The organism is Collinsella sp. TF08-11AT (assembly GCF_003437035.1).
GTDB lineage: Bacteria > Actinomycetota > Coriobacteriia > Coriobacteriales > Coriobacteriaceae > Collinsella.
Genome location: NZ_QSRL01000007.1, coordinates 23,320 through 40,240, shown reverse-complemented (window position 1 = coordinate 40,240; position 16,921 = coordinate 23,320). Strand labels below are relative to the sequence as shown.

15 protein-coding genes are annotated in these 16,921 nt (G+C 61.5%); 8 read left to right on the top strand and 7 right to left on the bottom strand.

Annotated elements, in window-relative coordinates:
• Nucleotides 1-3 precede the first annotated feature (3 nt).
• From DXC79_RS05950 to DXC79_RS05935, 4 genes are all read right to left on the bottom strand, one after another.
• Entirely contained in the window at nucleotides 4-285 is a 282-nt protein-coding gene (locus DXC79_RS05950) for a hypothetical protein (RefSeq protein ID WP_117635488.1), read from the bottom strand.
• The gene (locus DXC79_RS05945; protein WP_117635487.1) at nucleotides 269-868 is read right to left on the bottom strand and encodes a hypothetical protein; all 600 of its coding nucleotides are present in this window, start codon (nucleotides 866-868) and stop codon (nucleotides 269-271) included. The genes DXC79_RS05950 and DXC79_RS05945 overlap by 17 nt, the downstream gene beginning before the upstream one ends.
• A gap of 90 nt (nucleotides 869-958) precedes the next feature.
• Complete coding sequence (locus tag DXC79_RS05940; RefSeq protein WP_099431401.1) at nucleotides 959-1,468, bottom strand: hypothetical protein; 510 nt, start codon at nucleotides 1,466-1,468, stop codon at nucleotides 959-961.
• The gene (locus DXC79_RS05935) at nucleotides 1,465-1,761 is read right to left on the bottom strand and encodes a hypothetical protein (protein WP_117635486.1); all 297 of its coding nucleotides are present in this window, start codon (nucleotides 1,759-1,761) and stop codon (nucleotides 1,465-1,467) included. The genes DXC79_RS05940 and DXC79_RS05935 overlap by 4 nt, the downstream gene beginning before the upstream one ends.
• 346 nt (nucleotides 1,762-2,107) lie before the next feature.
• Here DXC79_RS05935 and DXC79_RS05925 point away from each other — a divergent pair, with 346 nt between their 5' ends.
• Genes DXC79_RS05925 through DXC79_RS05915 form a run of 3 tightly spaced genes read left to right on the top strand, consistent with a single transcriptional unit; the run spans nucleotide 2,108 to nucleotide 5,733 of the window.
• The gene (locus DXC79_RS05925) at nucleotides 2,108-3,709 is read left to right on the top strand and encodes an FAD-binding oxidoreductase (RefSeq protein WP_117635485.1); all 1,602 of its coding nucleotides are present in this window, start codon (nucleotides 2,108-2,110) and stop codon (nucleotides 3,707-3,709) included.
• 2 nt (nucleotides 3,710-3,711) lie between these two features.
• Nucleotides 3,712-4,527 (top strand): electron transfer flavoprotein subunit beta/FixA family protein, encoded by an 816-nt coding sequence (locus tag DXC79_RS05920; RefSeq protein WP_117635484.1) that lies wholly within the window; start codon nucleotides 3,712-3,714, stop codon nucleotides 4,525-4,527.
• Nucleotides 4,528-5,733 carry an electron transfer flavoprotein subunit alpha gene (locus DXC79_RS05915; RefSeq protein ID WP_117635483.1) on the top strand — a complete coding sequence of 402 codons (1,206 nt, stop codon included), beginning with the start codon at nucleotides 4,528-4,530 and terminating at the stop codon, nucleotides 5,731-5,733.
• On the opposite strand, the gene DXC79_RS05910 is transcribed toward DXC79_RS05915, so the two are convergent.
• Nucleotides 5,730-6,542, bottom strand: a complete 813-nt coding sequence (locus DXC79_RS05910) for an HD domain-containing protein (RefSeq protein WP_117635482.1) — start codon at nucleotides 6,540-6,542, stop codon at nucleotides 5,730-5,732. The two genes, DXC79_RS05915 and DXC79_RS05910, sit on opposite strands and share 4 nt — an antisense overlap.
• 126 nt (nucleotides 6,543-6,668) lie before the next feature.
• Here DXC79_RS05910 and DXC79_RS05905 point away from each other — a divergent pair, with 126 nt between their 5' ends.
• The 4 genes from DXC79_RS05905 (at nucleotide 6,669) to DXC79_RS05890 (ending at nucleotide 10,174) form a co-directional block, all read left to right on the top strand.
• Complete coding sequence (locus DXC79_RS05905; protein WP_117635481.1) at nucleotides 6,669-7,361, top strand: AzlC family ABC transporter permease; 693 nt, start codon at nucleotides 6,669-6,671, stop codon at nucleotides 7,359-7,361.
• Nucleotides 7,351-7,674, top strand: a complete 324-nt coding sequence (locus DXC79_RS05900; RefSeq protein ID WP_117635480.1) for an AzlD domain-containing protein — start codon at nucleotides 7,351-7,353, stop codon at nucleotides 7,672-7,674. Before DXC79_RS05905 ends, DXC79_RS05900 begins: the two co-directional genes overlap by 11 nt.
• Before the next feature lie 150 nt (nucleotides 7,675-7,824).
• On the top strand, nucleotides 7,825-8,847 hold the full coding sequence (locus DXC79_RS05895) for a 2-keto-3-deoxygluconate permease (protein ID WP_117635479.1): 1,023 nt from the start codon (nucleotides 7,825-7,827) through the stop codon (nucleotides 8,845-8,847).
• A gap of 190 nt (nucleotides 8,848-9,037) precedes the next feature.
• Nucleotides 9,038-10,174, top strand: a complete 1,137-nt coding sequence (locus DXC79_RS05890) for a diguanylate cyclase (protein ID WP_158550976.1) — start codon at nucleotides 9,038-9,040, stop codon at nucleotides 10,172-10,174.
• Between the two features lie 99 nt (nucleotides 10,175-10,273).
• Here the strand turns inward: DXC79_RS05890 and DXC79_RS05885 are convergent, their stop codons facing one another.
• The gene (locus DXC79_RS05885) at nucleotides 10,274-11,209 is read right to left on the bottom strand and encodes a DMT family transporter (RefSeq protein ID WP_117635477.1); all 936 of its coding nucleotides are present in this window, start codon (nucleotides 11,207-11,209) and stop codon (nucleotides 10,274-10,276) included.
• A 99-nt stretch (nucleotides 11,210-11,308) separates the two neighbouring features.
• Entirely contained in the window at nucleotides 11,309-15,055 is a 3,747-nt protein-coding gene (locus DXC79_RS05880) for a phosphoribosylformylglycinamidine synthase (RefSeq protein ID WP_117635476.1), read from the bottom strand.
• Nucleotides 15,056-15,239: 184 nt separating this feature from the next.
• On the opposite strand from DXC79_RS05880, the gene DXC79_RS05875 reads away from it, so the two are divergent.
• Nucleotides 15,240-16,802 carry a cation:proton antiporter gene (locus tag DXC79_RS05875; protein WP_117635475.1) on the top strand — a complete coding sequence of 521 codons (1,563 nt, stop codon included), beginning with the start codon at nucleotides 15,240-15,242 and terminating at the stop codon, nucleotides 16,800-16,802.
• Nucleotides 16,803-16,921 lie beyond the last annotated feature (119 nt).

The window sequence follows — 16,921 nt, the reverse complement described above, 5'->3', positions numbered from 1 at the left end:
AATTTAGTGCGGCCTGTCCATGTCTTGTTTCTGGCTGCGTTTGATGTGCAGACCGAGGCCGGCGGTTCCTGCGCCTGCTGCTGTGGCGCCTGCTGCCAAGAGCCATCGTCTGTCGCCTGTCTGCGCCAACGGTTCCTCGCGGTCGCCGCGGTCGAGCTCCGAGAGGTCGACCGTCACTTGCGTGGCGGCCTGCGCCTGTTCTTGCTGGGCAAAGGCCATGGCTGGCCCAAACGCTAGGATGCCGACGGCGGCGGCCAGGGCGACGGCCTTATGCCGTGTGCGCACCGGGCTCGACCGTCCAGGTGATCGTCGCAACCTGATCGCCTTCGCCGGTTACGCGGAAGATGTCGCGCGTGACGCGGGCGACGTTTCCGCTTGTCTTGAGCTTGATTTTGTCCGTGCCACCGGCAATGCCCTGGTAGCTCATGTCGAAGGCTGCATTCTTGGAAAGATCGAGGCCCGTCCCCTGCATTGCGGCGCTGGCGTTCTGGAGCGCGCCGTCGGGGCCGACCTTAAAGTCGATGGAGTTCTGCGCGGTTCCGGCCTTGGCGTCGGCGGCAATGGTCCAGGTGTTCATGGCGTCGATCTTCATGTTGGTGACATGGATGCCGTAGGCCGAATGATTGTCGATGGTGGTCGCGTCTTCTGAGGGGCCCTGAAGCGTGCCGTCGGCCTTGGCGACGAAGGGAATAACCGTCGGAACTTTGAACTCAACGTTGTCGATCTCGGTCCTGACCATTACCTTCGTGGTTCCAACGCGCCCGGCTGCCAGAGCTGGCGTCGGGGCGGCGCCCATTGCGAGCGCGAGCGCGAGCCCTGCGCCCACGACGAGCGCTCTGGCTCCGTTCATGTTCCTGGTGATGTCCATGGTCGTTCCTTTCTATTCGCCGCGGGCCGTCCCCGCGATGATTGGACGAATGCTGGTGAATTGCGTGCGGTGCCGCGTCGGTCGAAAAAGCTAGTTCTCGGCTTGCTCAACCCGTACCTTGACACGTGTCGGATTGCCGTGGCTGTCGAGGGTCTTGGCATCGAGTGCCTGGATCTCGATGTATGCCTCGCCTTCTTTGATGTCGCCGGCGGGGCACGTCTCGATTGTCTTGCCGGTCTCGACCACACCGGATTCGTACATGGTCTCGTCGTTTTGGATGACGCGGAATCGCTGGGGAAATTTATTGTCTTGGACGTTTTGCACGTTGACGCGCAGCTTGCCGTCCTCCTGTAGCTGAGCGACCGGCGCGACCGAAATCGTCATCATGTTGTCGCGGACGATGGCATCGAGCTCATCTTGGATTTCTTGGCGCGATTTACCCTCTGCCGTCGTGACTGAGGCGCCCGCTTCGGGCACGGGCTGCGACTGCCAGGCGTATAGCCCTACGGCGATGAGGGCGCAGACGATAGCCAGGCAGACAACGACGAGTTTCTTGCGACGCCCCAGTCCTGCGAGGCGGGGCGGCTTCTTCGCACTCATGCGGCATCCTTGGTGGTGTAGACACGTGCGAACGTGGACGGGTCCGCTCCAAAGAGCATGTGAAGCATCAGGCGGCGCGAATAGATGAGCTCGTCGAAGTCGTGAGAGAGCTCGATGTCGTGGATACGCGCGATACGGTGGGCGAGCGCCGAGAACGACTCGGGGTCGCAGATAACATCGGTGGTGACGTGGTAGACCGCCGTATCGGGGAACGCCTCTTCGTCGAAAGGCAGGAGATAGGGATCGTCGTCGACCTCGATGGCGACGCCGTACTGGGGCCAGTAATATGCCATGGGAACCTCCCTGCTTCTGGGGCCAAAACTTCTATCGGTTTTGGCTGTCGACGCCGACCGTATCAGCCGCTACTTGACCAATTTCTGACCAAATGCTTGACGGATTGGTGTCTCCGCAGGTAAAAGGCAGCAAAAATTACTTCAACTTTTTTCGAGCGACAATCGAGCGATCGGCGACGGCGGGGCCATATGTGTCAAAAGCATCGTCTGCCGAGGAAGCCTTGCCGTTCGCCGAATTGCACGAACGTAAAAAACGCCAATTATGGAGACGGTCTCGAACACGTCGACGAAACGATGCGGTAACATCTCCCTGCAAACACTGTAGTTAGCTAAAGGGGGAGTTCGCGTGTCTGCAACCATTAAACCCTTCACCGACGAGTTCGAAGAGTATGGTCGCGATGAGTCTCGCACATCGGGCGAGGCCTCGAGCATCTCGTTTCCGTCAACGGAAGACGAGGTCCGCGCCATTTTGAAAAAGCTCCATGCCGAGCGTGTCCCGGTAACGGTTCAGGGCGCCCGAACCGGCCTTGCCGCCGGCGCCGTGCCTCATGGCGGTCACATTCTCAATACTTCCCGCATGAATCGCTACTTGGGCCTTCGCCGCGATGAACAAGGCCAATTTCTGCTGCGCGTGGAGCCGGGCGTTGTGCTTTCGGAACTGCGCAAGCAGCTGGGCAAGAAGGTACTGCCGGTCGCTGGCTGGGACCAGGCATCGCTTAAGGCCTACGATGAGTTTCAAGAGGCCCCCGAGCAGTTCTTTCCCACCGATCCCACCGAGGCATCTGCCTGTCTGGGCGGCATGGCGGCATGTAACGCCTCTGGTGCCCGCAGCTACGCTTACGGCCCCATGCGCCCGTATATCACGGGACTCCACGTCGCGCTGGTTGATGGCGATTTGCTTGAGCTTCAGCGCGGCGAGGCTTTTGCCCAGGGCCGCCACCTGTCGCTCGTGACGGCAGCGGACCGTACGCTCGAGCTCGATCTTCCCGGCTATACCATGCCCAAGACAAAAAATGCCTCAGGCTATTTCGTTGCGGACGAAATGGACGCCATCGACCTCTTTATCGGTGCTTGCGGCACGCTCGGCGTTATCACCGAGCTCGAGATTGCCCTGCAGGCGGCGCCTGCGGTCGTTTGGGGTGTGAGCTGCTTTTTCGATAGCGAAGACAAGGCCGTGTCCTTTACTGATTCCGTGCGCCCCGTCCTGTCCCATGCGGCTGCCATCGAGTACTTCGACGCTGGCGCCCTGGATATTCTACGTCGCCAGCGCGAGCAGTCGACGGCGTTTGCCTCGCTGCCGGCGCTCGACAAAGAGGCCAAGGTCTGTGTCTACGTGGAGCTCGACTGCGACGACGAGGCGCAGGCGACCGAGGAACTGTACCACCTGGGATGGGTGCTCGAGTTTGCGGGTGGCCGCGACGATGCGACATGGGTCGCGCGCACCGAGGTTGATCGCGAGTGCCAGCGGTTCTTCCGCCATGCGGTCCCCGAGAGCGTCAATATGCTTATCGACGAGCGTCGCCGCACGGATCCCACCATCACCAAACTGGGTTCGGACATGTCGGTGCCCAATGCACGCCTTGCCGATGTCGTGGCCCTCTATCGCCGCACACTGGCCGAAAGCGGGCTTGAATCTGCTGCCTGGGGGCACATCGGTAACAACCATCTGCATGTGAACATCCTGCCGCGCGATGCGCAGGACTACCGTCGCGGTGGAGAACTCTTTGCCCAGTGGGCTTCCGAGGTCACGGCCATGGGCGGCGCCGTCTCCGCCGAACACGGCGTCGGCAAGATCAAGGCGGGCTTCTTGGAGACGATGTACGGTCACGAGGCCATGGTCGAGTCGGCGCGGCTCAAGTTCCAGCTCGATCCTGCCGGGCAATTGGGTCGCGGTAACCTGTTTTCGGAGAAGTTCTTGGATGAGCTCGTCCAGAAAGGGGGCGCGTGAAGATGAGTGATTTCCATATGGTGGTGTGCGTCAAGGCGGTGCCGGGCAGCACCGAGGTCAAGATGGACCCCAAGACCAATACCATCGTGCGCGATGGCAAGCAGGCGGTCATTAACCCGTTCGATGCGAGCGCTTTGGAATGCGCGCTGGCGCTGAAGGATGACTTTATCGGCTTTGGCATGGACGTGCGCGTAACGGTGGTGTCGATGGGCATCCCCGCGACCGAATCGCTATTGCGCGACTGCATCGCCCGTGGCGCCGATGACGCACTGCTGCTGACCGATCGCGCCTTTGCAGGTGCCGATACCCTGGCGACCACCTATGCTCTCAAATGCGGCATCGAGGCGCTCGACGAGGACTTCGACCTGCTCATCTGCGGCAAGATGGCGGTGGATGGCGATACGGCCCAGATTGGTCCCGAGCTTGCCGGTGCCTTTGAGATTCCCTGCGTGACCGACGTGAGCTGCGTGCAAAGCGCGGGCTTTACGACGTGTGGCTCGCTGGCGCTCGTTCACGGATGCGATGCCGGCGAGGAGACGGTCTATCTTGAGATGCCGTGCGCGATGACGACTGCCAAGGAGATTGGCCAGTTGCGTATGCCGAGTATTGCCGGTATTCGCGCGGCGGAGGAGACGGACGTGCGCGTGGTCAGTGCCGCCGACGTGAACGCCGACCCCGCGCGTTGCGGTCTTGCCGGGTCGCCGACACAGGTCGTGCGCTCGTTTGTGCCCGACCGTGACCAAACGTGCAAGGCCGTTGAGGGGACGGCGTCCGAGCAGGCGGTAGAACTTGCCAAGATTATCGAGGGGATGGCATAGATGAGCGGACTGATTATCGATAGCGAAGCCTGTATCGGCTGCGGTCGCTGCGTTCGCGCCTGTGCCTCGGGCGGCATCGTAGTGGAAGGCGAGCGACCCAACCGATGCGCCCACGTAACCGACGGCTGCATCCTATGCGGTGGGTGCGTCGACGCCTGCCCTGTCAGCGCTATCTCGATCGAGCGTGATGAGGCCGCTGGTGCGGTGGACCTTGATGCATATCGAGACATTTGGGTATTCGTGCAGACCGACGAGCACGATACGGTGACTCCCGTTGCCTATGAGCTTATGGGCAAGGGCCGCGAGCTTGCCGATGCTCGCGGCTGCCGTCTGGTGGCACTGGCCGGTATGGCCCCCGAGGGTTCTCTCGGTGACCTGGAGTATCTGGTTTGCGCGGGCGCCGACGAAGTCCTGGTCTGTCGCGACGAGCGCCTGCGCCAAAACGATGCGGAGGTCTACGCCCGCTTGATCTGCGATTTGGTAGCCGAACGCAAACCCGAGGCCATCCTATACGGTGCGACCGCTTTTGGCCGCGAACTGGCACCCGGCGTTGCCGTGCGCTTGCAGACGGGCCTTACGGCTGACTGCACCGTACTTTCGATGGATACGGAGACGGGACTGCTGCAACAGACGCGTCCGGCGTTTGGCGGCAACCTGATGGCCACCATCGTCTGCCCCAATCATCGTCCTCAGATGGCAACGGTTCGTCCCGGCATCTTTAAGGCACCCGACTTTGACTACGGCCGCTCCGGCACGATCACCCAGGTGATGCTTGCGGAGGACGTTAAGGCCCGTGTCGAGATCTCGATTCCCGCCGAGGAGTGGGGACAGCAGGCCTCAATTGCCGATGCCGAGCGTCTGGTCGTGGTGGGTCGCGGCATTGGTTCCAAGAAAAACCTGCCCCTGATGCGAAGGCTCGCCGAGGCTCTGGGAGCCGAGCTTGGCTGCACGCGACCTGTCGTGGAGGCCGGCTGGTTGGAGTATCGCCATCAGATTGGCCAGACCGGCGTATCGGTTTCGCCTAAGCTTCTCGTGAGTATCGGTGTTTCGGGCGCCATCCAGCATCTTGCCGGCATCGGTGGGGCGGAGTGCATTATCGCCATCAACGAGGACCCGGATGCCCCCATTTTCGGTGCTGCCCAGTACAAGGTTGTTGGGGACGCCGTCGAGGTCGTCGAGGAGCTGCTGGCCCAGCTTGAGCGCTAGGCGCGCGCCAGCCAGTCGCGCATCTCGTCCTTTAGGCGGCTCCAGGTTGCCTGCGTGGCGGGGTCGGTAAAGGGCCGCGTAATGCCAAAGGGCGCGTCGAGCAGGCGGTGGATATCGCCCCGTTCGCGCGCCAGCGCGCGGCTTGCTGGATAGACGAGCTCAAACATAAAGCAGATGAGTCCCACCAGGTAGTCTGCGGGCTCGTTGCGCTCGTCACGCGCGACGCAGCGGTGCTCGTCAAAGGCGGCAAGCGTCGGCGCCGAGAAGCGACTGGCTAGAAACGTGTCCTCATCCACTTTGAGGATAGTGTCGACAGTGCTGTCGGCGATGGTGCGCATAATGTCGATCTTGTCGCCATCGCGCACGATGTCGCAGAAGCTCCGCGTGCGCTCGTCGAGCTGTGCGGGTAGACGGAAATCGCTGTGATAGGCAATGCTCGCTCGGATGAGTTCATCTTCTGCCGGGTCATCGATAAAGTCGCGAATGCTCGTTGCGGCGGGTGCATCGGCGGGATTCTCGCCAAAGAGGACCTCGATGCCCAGCGCCGCATGGCTCATGCTCTCGGCGTCCTTAAAGGTGTCCCAGCGTCGCAGCTGCTCAAAGCGGCCCATATCGTGTAGCAGACCGCAAAGCCATGCCAGGTCAATATCTTCTGACGACCAGCCCTGCTCGCGCGCTACGGCATCGCATGCCTCGGCCACGTGGTACGTATGCTCGATTTTGAGCGCGATGCGTGGGTTGGTGGCGTCGTAGGCATCGGTGTAGCTTTTGAAGGCCGCGCGCGCTCGGTCTCGATCGATAGCTGTCATAATGACTTCCTAAAAAGTTGTGTCTTTCGATCCGGTGGCAATTGTAGGTGAACTCGGTTGCTGTCGGATGATGATTCTGCCGTGTCGCTACATGCGGCTCGGAGACCTTGTCAGGATGAGAAGCGTATGGTGCTCAAAATCGTTAGAACCGTCTGGCCAGTGATGCTTACCTATGTTGCAATAGGCGCGCCGTGCGGAATGATCATGGGGCAGACGGGAATGGAGCCCTGGATGGTCTTTGCCCTGAGCAGCACGTTTGTGACGGGCAGCGGCCAGTTTATGATCTGCAATCTTTGGCTGGCGGGCGTACCGGCACCTTCGATTATCGCGAGCGTTGCCGCCATCTCCTCGCGTTTTGCGCTTTACTCGGCATCGATCGCGCCGCATCTGACGGGTGCCTCGAAGCGTCAGACGTTGGCTGTTGCCGCGACACTTACCGAGGAGGCATACGGCATCTCGCTTGCCAAGTTGGTTGAAGGGGAGGATTGGGGCCCGCGCGAGTCCTTTGCGCTCAACGTGATTCTCATCGCAACATGGGGCGTCTCGTGCACAATGGGCGCCGTTGTCGGTGCCGTTGTCGATGTCCCCACCGCTCTTGCAGGTTTTGTCTGCACCTCGCTCTTTATCTGCCTGCTCTTTTCGCAGCGACTGTCGCGCGGCAACGTTGTCGCGGCGGTTTCGGGCGCGGTGTCCGTCGCCGTATGCAAGTTCTTGGGCCTCACGAATATTGCCGTGCCGGCAAGCGTCGTGGTCGGCATTGCCATTGCGCTGGCGTGCGATGCTGTATTAGACGGAAGAGGTGCCCGCCATGCCCGCTAACGAGTTCTTGGTTCTGTGGCTGTCGTCGTGGGCTGCTATCGCGTTCTTTCGCATCGCGCCGGCGTTTGCCTTGCGCGGGCGGACCCTGTCGCCCCGCATTACCGAGGCCCTGGGTTATATCCCGCCCGCTGCCTTTGCCGCGCTGGTCGCCAACGACTTGGCGAGCCCCGGCGCGTTCGACGCGGGACCCTGGCCTGCCTTGGTTCCCTGGATTGCGGCTGCCGGCGTCGTGGCCGTGGCGGTCAAGACAAAATCGATGCTTTGGTGCTGCGTCTCGGGCATCGTACTCTATATCGTCTTGAGCCTTATATAGGGGTGGCGTCGCGGGCGCCGAATCTCGTTCCATCCCAACTTGTCGAATTTTTCACCGAGCTGGTCTATTTCTTCTGGTACCATGGTCAAACTTTACTGTAGCAAAGCGTGACGTGGGCTTTTGTACCCCGTCAGCGGAAATGGTGGTTTCATGGCACAGGAAGCGACCGCCAACGAGCAAAAGAAATTCAAGGTCCCGCGCATCCCGGGCGACATCATGATCTATCCGATGATCGTCGGTCTTTTGCTCAACACCTTCTGCCCGCAGGTTTTTGAGATCGGCGGATTCTTTACGGCTGCCTGCCGCGGTGGCTCCAATACCATCGTCGCCGCGATCCTGCTGTTTGTGGGCGCCGGCATCAGCTTTAAGTCCACGCCGGGCGCTATCAAGACCGGTATCGTTGTGCTGATCCCCAAGCTGGTCGTCGCAGCGGCTCTCGGCCTGGGCGTGGCATATTTCTTTAACGACAACTTCCTGGGTCTGAGCTCCGTGTCTATCATCGGCGGCATCACGTTTTGCAACATGGCGCTCTATACGGGCATCATGGGCGAGTTCGGCGATGAGTCCGAGCAGGGCGCCGTCGGTATCCTGTTCTTTACGGCTGGCCCCGCCGTCACGATGATCATCCTCGGTGTTTCCGGCCTCGCCAACATTCCCATTGGCACCATTATCGGCTCCATCTTGCCACTCGTTATTGGCATGGTTCTGGGCAACCTGTTCCCGTTTATCAAGAACCTGCTGGTTCCCGGTGCCAATCCCGCGATTGCCGTCATCGGATTTCAGCTCGGTGCGTCCATGAGCCTTTCGAGCTTCATCACCGGCGGCATCTCGGGCATCCTTCTGGGCCTCATCACCCTCTTTATCGTTGGCCCCATCACCTTTGCCTTCGAGCGCTTGTGCGGCGGCAACGGCAAGGCCGCCGTTGCTTGCTCCACCATCGCCGGCACGGCTATGACCACGCCGGTTGCTCTTGCTGAGGTCGCGCCGCGCTATGCCGAGCTTGCGCCCACCGCGTATGCGCAGATCGCCACCGCCGTTATCATCACGGCGATTATGGCTCCGATTCTGACTGGCTGGGTCGACAAGAAGTTCTGCCAAGGCAAGGAGGATCTGTCGCCTGTCGGTGTCGAGGCCATAGAGGAGGCCGTCGCGACTGACATCGATGGCGAGTAGCAATCGATACCCATCAATGATGCCGGCGTGTGCAATTCGCGCCGTATGGGCGCCCGAACAGAAACTGTTTTGCAGTGATGTTCGGGCGCTCTGCTATTATCCCCTTTACCCCTGCGGAGTAAAGGGGTGTTTATTGCCCTGATTCGAATTGGGCGATTCTGACCACTTGGGTATTGAAGGGATGGCGCTAGTGGTTAAGGCACTCAAGATTGAGATATTCGTGCTATGCATGATTGTTCTTATCGGGCTTGCCGTGCGAAGTCGTCGCTCCTTGTTCTCGAGCACCCAGCAGCTATTGTTTAGCATGCTTGGCTACACCTCTGCCGCGTACATATTATTCGATATGATCTGGACGCTTTCGGACGGTGTGGACGGCACGTTGGGCATTGCTGCCAACTGGATTTCCAACGCGGTTTCGTTTTCGCTCTTTGCTATCGCGTGTCTCATTTGGTTTATCTATTCCGAGACGGTGCAGGGTTCTCGCCTTTTGACCTCGCGCTATAGGGTGGTGCTTGTAGCGTTGCCTACGGCTCTGGTGGTCGTGCTGGCATTTACCAGCTACTGGACGCACACTATGTTCTATATCGATGCGCAGGGCGTATATCGTCGCGGCTTTGCCTATATGATCCAGCCCATCGTCAGCTACTGTTACGTTATACATACGTCCCTGCATGCGTTTGTGCAATCTCGCAGGGTCGAGAGCCTGCAGACGAAGGCCATCTATCGAACCTTGGCATTTTTCGCCATTCCAGCCCTGGTGGGCGGTACCTTTCAGGTCGTATACTCGGTGCCCGGCCTTTGTGTCGGCATAATGATTAGCATGTTGCTGCTCTACATCATCTACCAGGAGCAGCTCATCTCGACCGACCCGTTGACTGGACTTAACAATCGCAACCGTTTTGAGACCTATATGCTGTCGCTCTTCTCAAATGTGGATCAGGCCGAAGATGTATATCTGCTTATGATGGACGCCGACGGCTTTAAGCAGATTAACGATCGCTATGGGCATGTGGAGGGCGACCACGCTCTTCAGGTCATATCCGCTGCGCTCAAAGAAGTCTGCTCGGCGTCTGGTGGCTTTATCGCACGTTATGGCGGCGATGAGTTCGTGGTGCTTCAAAAGGCGACGGCGGAGCAGAATATCATGCATCTGTGCGCGGCAATCAACGACGAGCTCGCGCGCGCCGAGGTGCCGTATCTGTTGCGGATGTCCATCGGCTACGCAAGGGTTGGTGATGGCGTCGATACCTGGCAAGACTTGCTTCGCGCTGCCGATGCGGAGCTCTACCGTGTCAAGGCCGAGAAAGCTGGCATCCAGATACGCTAGATAAAGGGGTGCAAGCTTGCGTGCATGGCGGCCCTCGGCTCTCCGATGTACTCCATTAAGCTAAAGTGTGCGAACATCCTCCCTAAAAAGGTGAGCTCGCTAGGCCTTTTTGGGCCTGTTGACGATGATGATGCCGCCACAGACCAACAGCAGGGCAACAAGTACGGTAACAGGGCTCGTGCCAGCGCCCTCGCCGAGCAGCAGAGCGCTCAACAGTACGCCAAAGACTGGATTCATAAAGCCAAAGACCGACACACGGCTGACGGGGTTGAGGGCAAGCAGACGCGACCATAGCGAGTACGCGACGGCGGAAATGAGTGCCATATAGATAATGAGCGCGATGGCGGGGATGATCGCGGTGGGGGAGAGCACGCCGCCCATCAAAAACCCGATGGCGGTAAGGACCAAACCTCCGACTAAAAACTGCCAGCCGGCGAGCAAGACGCCGTCATGCTCGCGCGAGAATATGCCAATGAGGCAGGTCGATAGGGCACCCGCAACGGTGGAAGCCAAGATAAATCCCTCGCCGCCGAGTGTAAAACCAAAGGTGCCATCCGCGCCTGAAAGGTTGACGAGCGCAACGCCGGCAAAGCCCAGCACACAGCCAAGCACCTTGGCCGCATCGAGCTTTTCGGTGCGAAACGCCAGGGCGGCAAAGAGGATTGCGAGGAAGTTGGCGCTGGCCTCGATGATAGAGCTCGACATAGCGCTTGCACGGGAGAGACCAAGGTAGAAAAAGAAGTACTGCCCGATAGTCTGGAAGAGTGACAGGATGCAGATGGGCTTGATATCGCGTACCTGTGGGACGAGCGGGCGGCGCTGAGCTGTGCTCATACCGACGATAACCAGGATGCCGGCAAGCGTGAAGCGCAAACCTGCAAAGAGTAGCTGCGAGGCGCTATCGTGCGCCGGGATCCCAAAGAGTGCGTAGCCGATCTTGATGCAGGGAAAGGCCGATCCCCAGAGTGCACAGCAAACAAGACAGCCCAGGATGAGTCCGGGCAGGGTGGCGAGATACGGCTTGCGGCTTTCCATGATGTCCTTCCTGCATGCGCGAAGCAAAAAAGAACCCGCCACCGGATGTGTCGGTGGCGGGTGTTGTTACCCGAGGGGATTGTACCCGATGGGAAAGGTTTAAGCGAAGTAGGCCACGCCGCTCTCAAAGATCGGCATGAACTTATCGCCGGGGACATGCTCGGGCACGTTGCGGTACAGGTTGTCGCCGCGACGCTCGGCATGGCCCATCTTGCCCAGGACGCGGCCGTCGGGGCTCGTGATGCCCTCGATGGCGAGTGCGGAGCCGTTGGGGTTGACGGAAAGATCCATGCTGGGCTTTCCGTCTTCACCCACGTACTGCGTGGCGACCTGGCCGTTGGCGATCAGCTGGGCGAGCACCTCGTCATTGGCGACAAAGCGGCCCTCGCCGTGGCTGATGGCGACGGTGTAGGGGTCGTCCAGGCTGCACTGCGAAAGCCACGGGGACAGGTTGGACGAGATACGGGTGCGCACCAGACGGCTCTGGTGGCGACCGATGGTGTTGAACGTCAGCGTGGGCGCATCGGGCGTGGCGTCGACGATATCGCCGTAGGGCACCAGGCCGAGCTTGACCAGAGCCTGGAAGCCGTTGCAGATGCCCAGCATCAGGCCGTCGCGGGCCTTGAGCAGGTCGCGGACTGCCTCGGTGACCTCGGGAGCGCGGAAGAACGCCGTGATGAACTTGGCGGAGCCGTCGGGCTCGTCACCGCCCGAGAAGCCACCGGGGATCATGACGATCTGGCTTGCACGGATGCGGCGGGCAAGCTCGTGGGTGCTCTCGGCGACGGCCTCGGGCGTGAGGTTGTTGATCACGAAGGTGTCGGCCTCGGCACCGGCGGCACGGAAGGCGCGGGCGCTGTCGTACTCGCAGTTGTTGCCGGGGAACACCGGGATAATCACGCGCGGACGGGCGATCTTGGCGCCGCCGTACACGTGGATATCCTTGGCGCGGAAGTCGATGGTCTCGACCTCGGGGGTCTCGCCGGCGCTGCGGTAGGCAAAGACGCCCTCGATGCCGCTCTCCCAGGCCTCCTGGAGCTCGGAGAGCTCGATGACCTCGGAGCCGGTATCGATGACATAGCCCTCGACGGTGGTGCCCAGGGGCTCGACGACAACGCCGTCGGCGACCTCGGGCAGCTCGGCGTCATCGGCGAGCTCGACGATAAAGCTGCCGTAGAGCGGGGTGAAGAGGCTCTCCACGTCCACATCCTCGGCAAGCTCGATACCGATCTGGTTGCCGACGCACATCTTAAAGAGGCTCTCGGCGCCGCAGCCGTAGCCGGGCGTGGAGACGGCCAGGGCGTCGCCGGTAGCAGTGAGCGCCTCGACGGCGTCAAACGCGGCGAGCAGCTGCTGGGCGTCGGGGCGGTAGTCTTCGCCATAGGTGGCGGGGGCGATACGGACGACGCGGTGCGTCAGACCCTTGAACTCGGGCGAGACGGCACGGGCGGCCTTGCCCACGGCCACAGCGAAGCTGATCAGGGTCGGCGGAACGTTGAGCTCGCCGGCCTCGTCCTCAAACGAACCGCTCATGGAGTCCTTGCCGCCGATGGCGCCGGCGCCCAGGTCGACTTGGGCCATGAGGGCACCCAGGACGGCAGCCGTGGGCTTGCCCCAGCGCTCGGCCTCGGTGCGCAGTCGCTCGAAGTACTCCTGGAAGGAGAGGTAGGCGCGCTTGTGCTCAAAGCCGGCGGCCACGAGCTTGGCGATGGACTCGACCACAGACAGGTAGGCGCCAGCAAACTGGTCGGCCTCCATCAGGTAGGGGTTGAAGCCCCATGCCATGGCGCTTGCCGTGGTGGTCTCGCCGTCCACGGGGAACTTGGCGACCATGGCCGAGCTCGGGGTGAGTTGCGTCTTGCCACCAAAGGGCATGAGCACGGTTGCGGCACCGATGGTGGAGTCGAAGCGCTCGGAAAGGCCCTTGTTGGAGGCGACGTTGAGGTCGGTGACAAGCGAGGTCATGCGCTCGGCAAGCGTGGTGCCGGCCCAGCTGGGCTGCCACACGCTGCGGGCGCACACGTGGGCGACCTGGTGCTTGGGCGCGCCGTTAGAGTTGAGGAACTCGCGGGATAGGTCGACGATGGCGACGCCGTTCCAGGCCATGCGCATGCGCGGCTCGGCGGTAACCTCGGCGATTACGGTCGCCTCCAGGTTCTCCTCGGCGGCGTAGCCCATGAACTCCTCGACGTCACCGTCGGCGACGGCGCAGGCCATACGCTCCTGGGACTCGGAGATGGCAAGCTCGGTGCCGTCCAGGCCGTCGTACTTCTTGGTCACGGTGTCCAGGTCGACATACAGGCCGTCGGCAAGTTCGCCCACGGCGACCGAGACGCCGCCGGCGCCAAAGTCGTTGCAGCGCTTGATCAGGCGGCAGGCGTCGCCGCGGCGGAACAGACGCTGCAGCTTGCGCTCGACCGGGGCGTTGCCCTTCTGGACCTCGGCGCCCGAGGTCTCGATGGACTCGGTGTTCTGGGTCTTGGAGGAGCCGGTGGCGCCGCCGATGCCGTCACGGCCGGTGCGGCCGCCCAGCAGGATGATCTTGTCGGTGGGGGCGGGGCACTCGCGACGCACGTGGTTTGCCGGGGTGGCGCCCACGACGGCGCCGACCTCCATGCGCTTGGCCACGTAGCCGGGGTGATAGAGCTCGTTGACCTGGCCGGTGGCAAGGCCGATCTGGTTGCCGTAGCTGGAGTAGCCGGCGGCGGCGGTGGTTACGAGCTTGCGCTGCGGCAGCTTGCCCTCGAGCGTCTCGGACACGGGGACGGTGGGGTCGCCGGCGCCGGTGACACGCATGGCCTGGTACACGTAGCTGCGGCCCGACAGCGGGTCGCGGATGGCACCGCCCACGCAGGTGGCGGCACCGCCGAAGGGCTCGATCTCGGTCGGGTGGTTGTGGGTCTCGTTCTTAAACAGGAACAGCCAGTCCTGGTCCTCGCCGTCGACATCGACCTTTACCTTGACGGTGCAGGCGTTGATCTCCTCGGACTCATCGACATCGGTCATGACGCCGGTCTTCTTGAGATACTTGGCGCCGATGGTGCCCATGTCCATGAGGCAGACGGGCTTGGCGTCGCGACCGAGTTCGTGGCGCATCTCCATGTAGCGGTCGAAGGCCTGCTGCACCACGGCGTCATCGATCGTCACATCATCCAGGACGGTGCCGAAGGTGGTGTGGCGGCAGTGGTCGGACCAATAGGTGTCGATTACGCGGATCTCGGTGATGGTGGGGTCGCGGTCCTCATCGCGGAAGTACTGCTGGCAGAAGGCGATGTCCGCCTCGTCCATGGCAAGGCCGCGCTCGGAGATAAAGGCGGCAAGGCCGGCTTCGTCGAGCTCGCGGAAACCGTCGAGCACCTCGACGGGCTGGGGCTCGGGGGTCTCCATGTACAGCGTCTCGGGCAGGTCGAGTGAGGCGATGCGCGCCTCGACGGGGTTCACCACGTAGTGCTTGATGGCATCGATGGCGGCCTCGTCCAGAGCGCCCGAGATCATATAGACCTTGGCGGAGCGCACGGCGGGGCGCTCGCCCTGGCTGATGAGCTGCACGCACTCGCTGGCGGAGTCGGCGCGCTGGTCAAACTGGCCAGGCAGGAATTCGACGGCAAAGACGGCGCCATCGCTTGCGGGGAGCTCGTCGTAGGTCACATCGACCTGGGGCTCGCTAAAGACGGTCGGCACGCAGGACCGGAAAAGCTCCTTGTCGATGCCCTCGACGTCGTAGCGGTTGATAATCCTCAGGGCCTCGATGCCCTTGATGCCGAGAATTTCGGTCAGCTCGCCCTTGAGCTGCTGAGCCTCGACGTCGAACCCGGGTTTCTTCTCCACGTAGATACGAGAGACCATTGGTTCCTGCCTTCCTGATCGGTTGGGCGTACGGTACGGTATGCGGCAGCGGTCGGTTTGCGGGGTCTGCCCTGCGGTCGCCTTGAGCCACATGTTTGTAAACCTCACTATGATACGACAGCTCGCGGCGCGTTGAGGACGGCGAGGGTGCTACAGTGAAGCGCAAACAAGAGAAAGGCATCACATGGCATTCGTTTCGCTCGCCATCATCGCACTCGTGGCCTTTGCGAGTCCTTTTATCGCCTCGGCGATTCCCGGAAAACCCGTTCCCGAGACGGTCTTTTTGCTCGTGCTCGGCGCGGTACTGGGACCCCATATGCTCGGCGTCATCCATGTAGATGCTGAGGTCTCGCTTGTGTCCGAGCTGGGCCTGGCCTTTTTGTTCCTGCTTGCCGGCTTTGAGATCGACCCCAAGAGCATCACAGGCGTCGAGGGGCGCTACGGCTTGGCGACGTGGGTCGTCACGTTTGGTATCGCCTGGCTTGCCGTGCGCTTTACCCCGTGGTTCTCAGTCAGTCATTTCGACGGTATCGCCGTGACGCTTGCCCTCACTTCGACGGCGCTCGGTACGCTTGTGCCCATCATGCGTGAGCGCTCGCTCACCGGCACGCGCGTGGGCGACTCGATTCTCGCGTATGGCACTTGGGGCGAGCTCGGTCCCGTGCTCGCCATGTCGGTGCTGTTGTCTGCCCGCACTGGTATCCAAACGCTCGTTATCCTTGGCTTGTTTGCGGTGGTTTGCGTGTTGCTGGCCGTGGTCCCGAGCCGCTCCAAGCGCGTCGGCAGCCGCTTCTTTGCATTTGTTGAGGAGCGCGCCGATACCACGTCGCAGACCTTCGTGCGCCTGACGGTGCTCATCCTGGTCACGCTCGTGGCATTCTCGGCTGTCTTTGATCTCGACATCGTGTTGGGTTCTTTTGCCGCCGGCTTTGTCCTGCGCTATATCATCCCCGAGGGCAACCATACGCTCGAGACCAAGCTCGACGGTCTGGCCTACGGTTTTTTGATTCCGGTGTTCTTTACCGTATCGGGCGCAAAGATCGATCTGACGGCCGTGGCGTCGCGCCCGGGTCTGCTCGTGGGCTTTATCGTGGCGTTGTTGATTATTCGTGCCGTGCCCATTCTTATTTCCATGAGCATTTGTCCTGCGACGCGCGATGTGTCGGCGTATGGTCGCATTACCGTGGCCCTGTACTGCACCACGGCGCTGCCGATCATCGTTGCCGTTACGAGCGTTGCCGTCAACGCGGGCGCGCTGTCGCAAGATATTGCGTCGGTCATGGTTGCCGCCGGTGCCATCACGGTGTTCTTGATGCCATTGCTCGCGCAGCTCTTCTACCGCGTGGTGGATGCCGCACCGGTCGCCGCCGTGGCAGAGGTTGCCGAGCATCCATCCGATGCGCTCGACATCTTGCGCGCCCACCACGACCTAGCGAGCTTGCTCGCGCGCGAGCACGAGCTGCTGACCTCGCATGGCCATGGTCGCGTATTCGAGGGCCTGCCTACGCTCGATACGATTGCCGAGCGTCTTTCCGCCGAGGCAGCGAGCGGCCACATCGATGCCCGCATCGTGGACGCGGCGCACCTGCTTGCCGATAAGACTTATGGTGATGAGATTGACACGTCCGAGCTGACTCCGCATGAGCGTCGCCGCCTGGAGCGCGCCAAGCTCGCCGTGCGCGAATACCGTCGTCGCATGCTGGAACTCTATGCGCGCGATGAAGCTCAGGACGACGACGGCAGGTAGCAAGGAATGTCGGGATACGGGTTCCGTCCAAATAATTGAAGGCGCGCTGCCTGCGGTTGATGCAGACAGCGCGCCTTTTGCGTTGGGCTTCGTTGAGACTCGAAGCCGTGGTTCGCGAC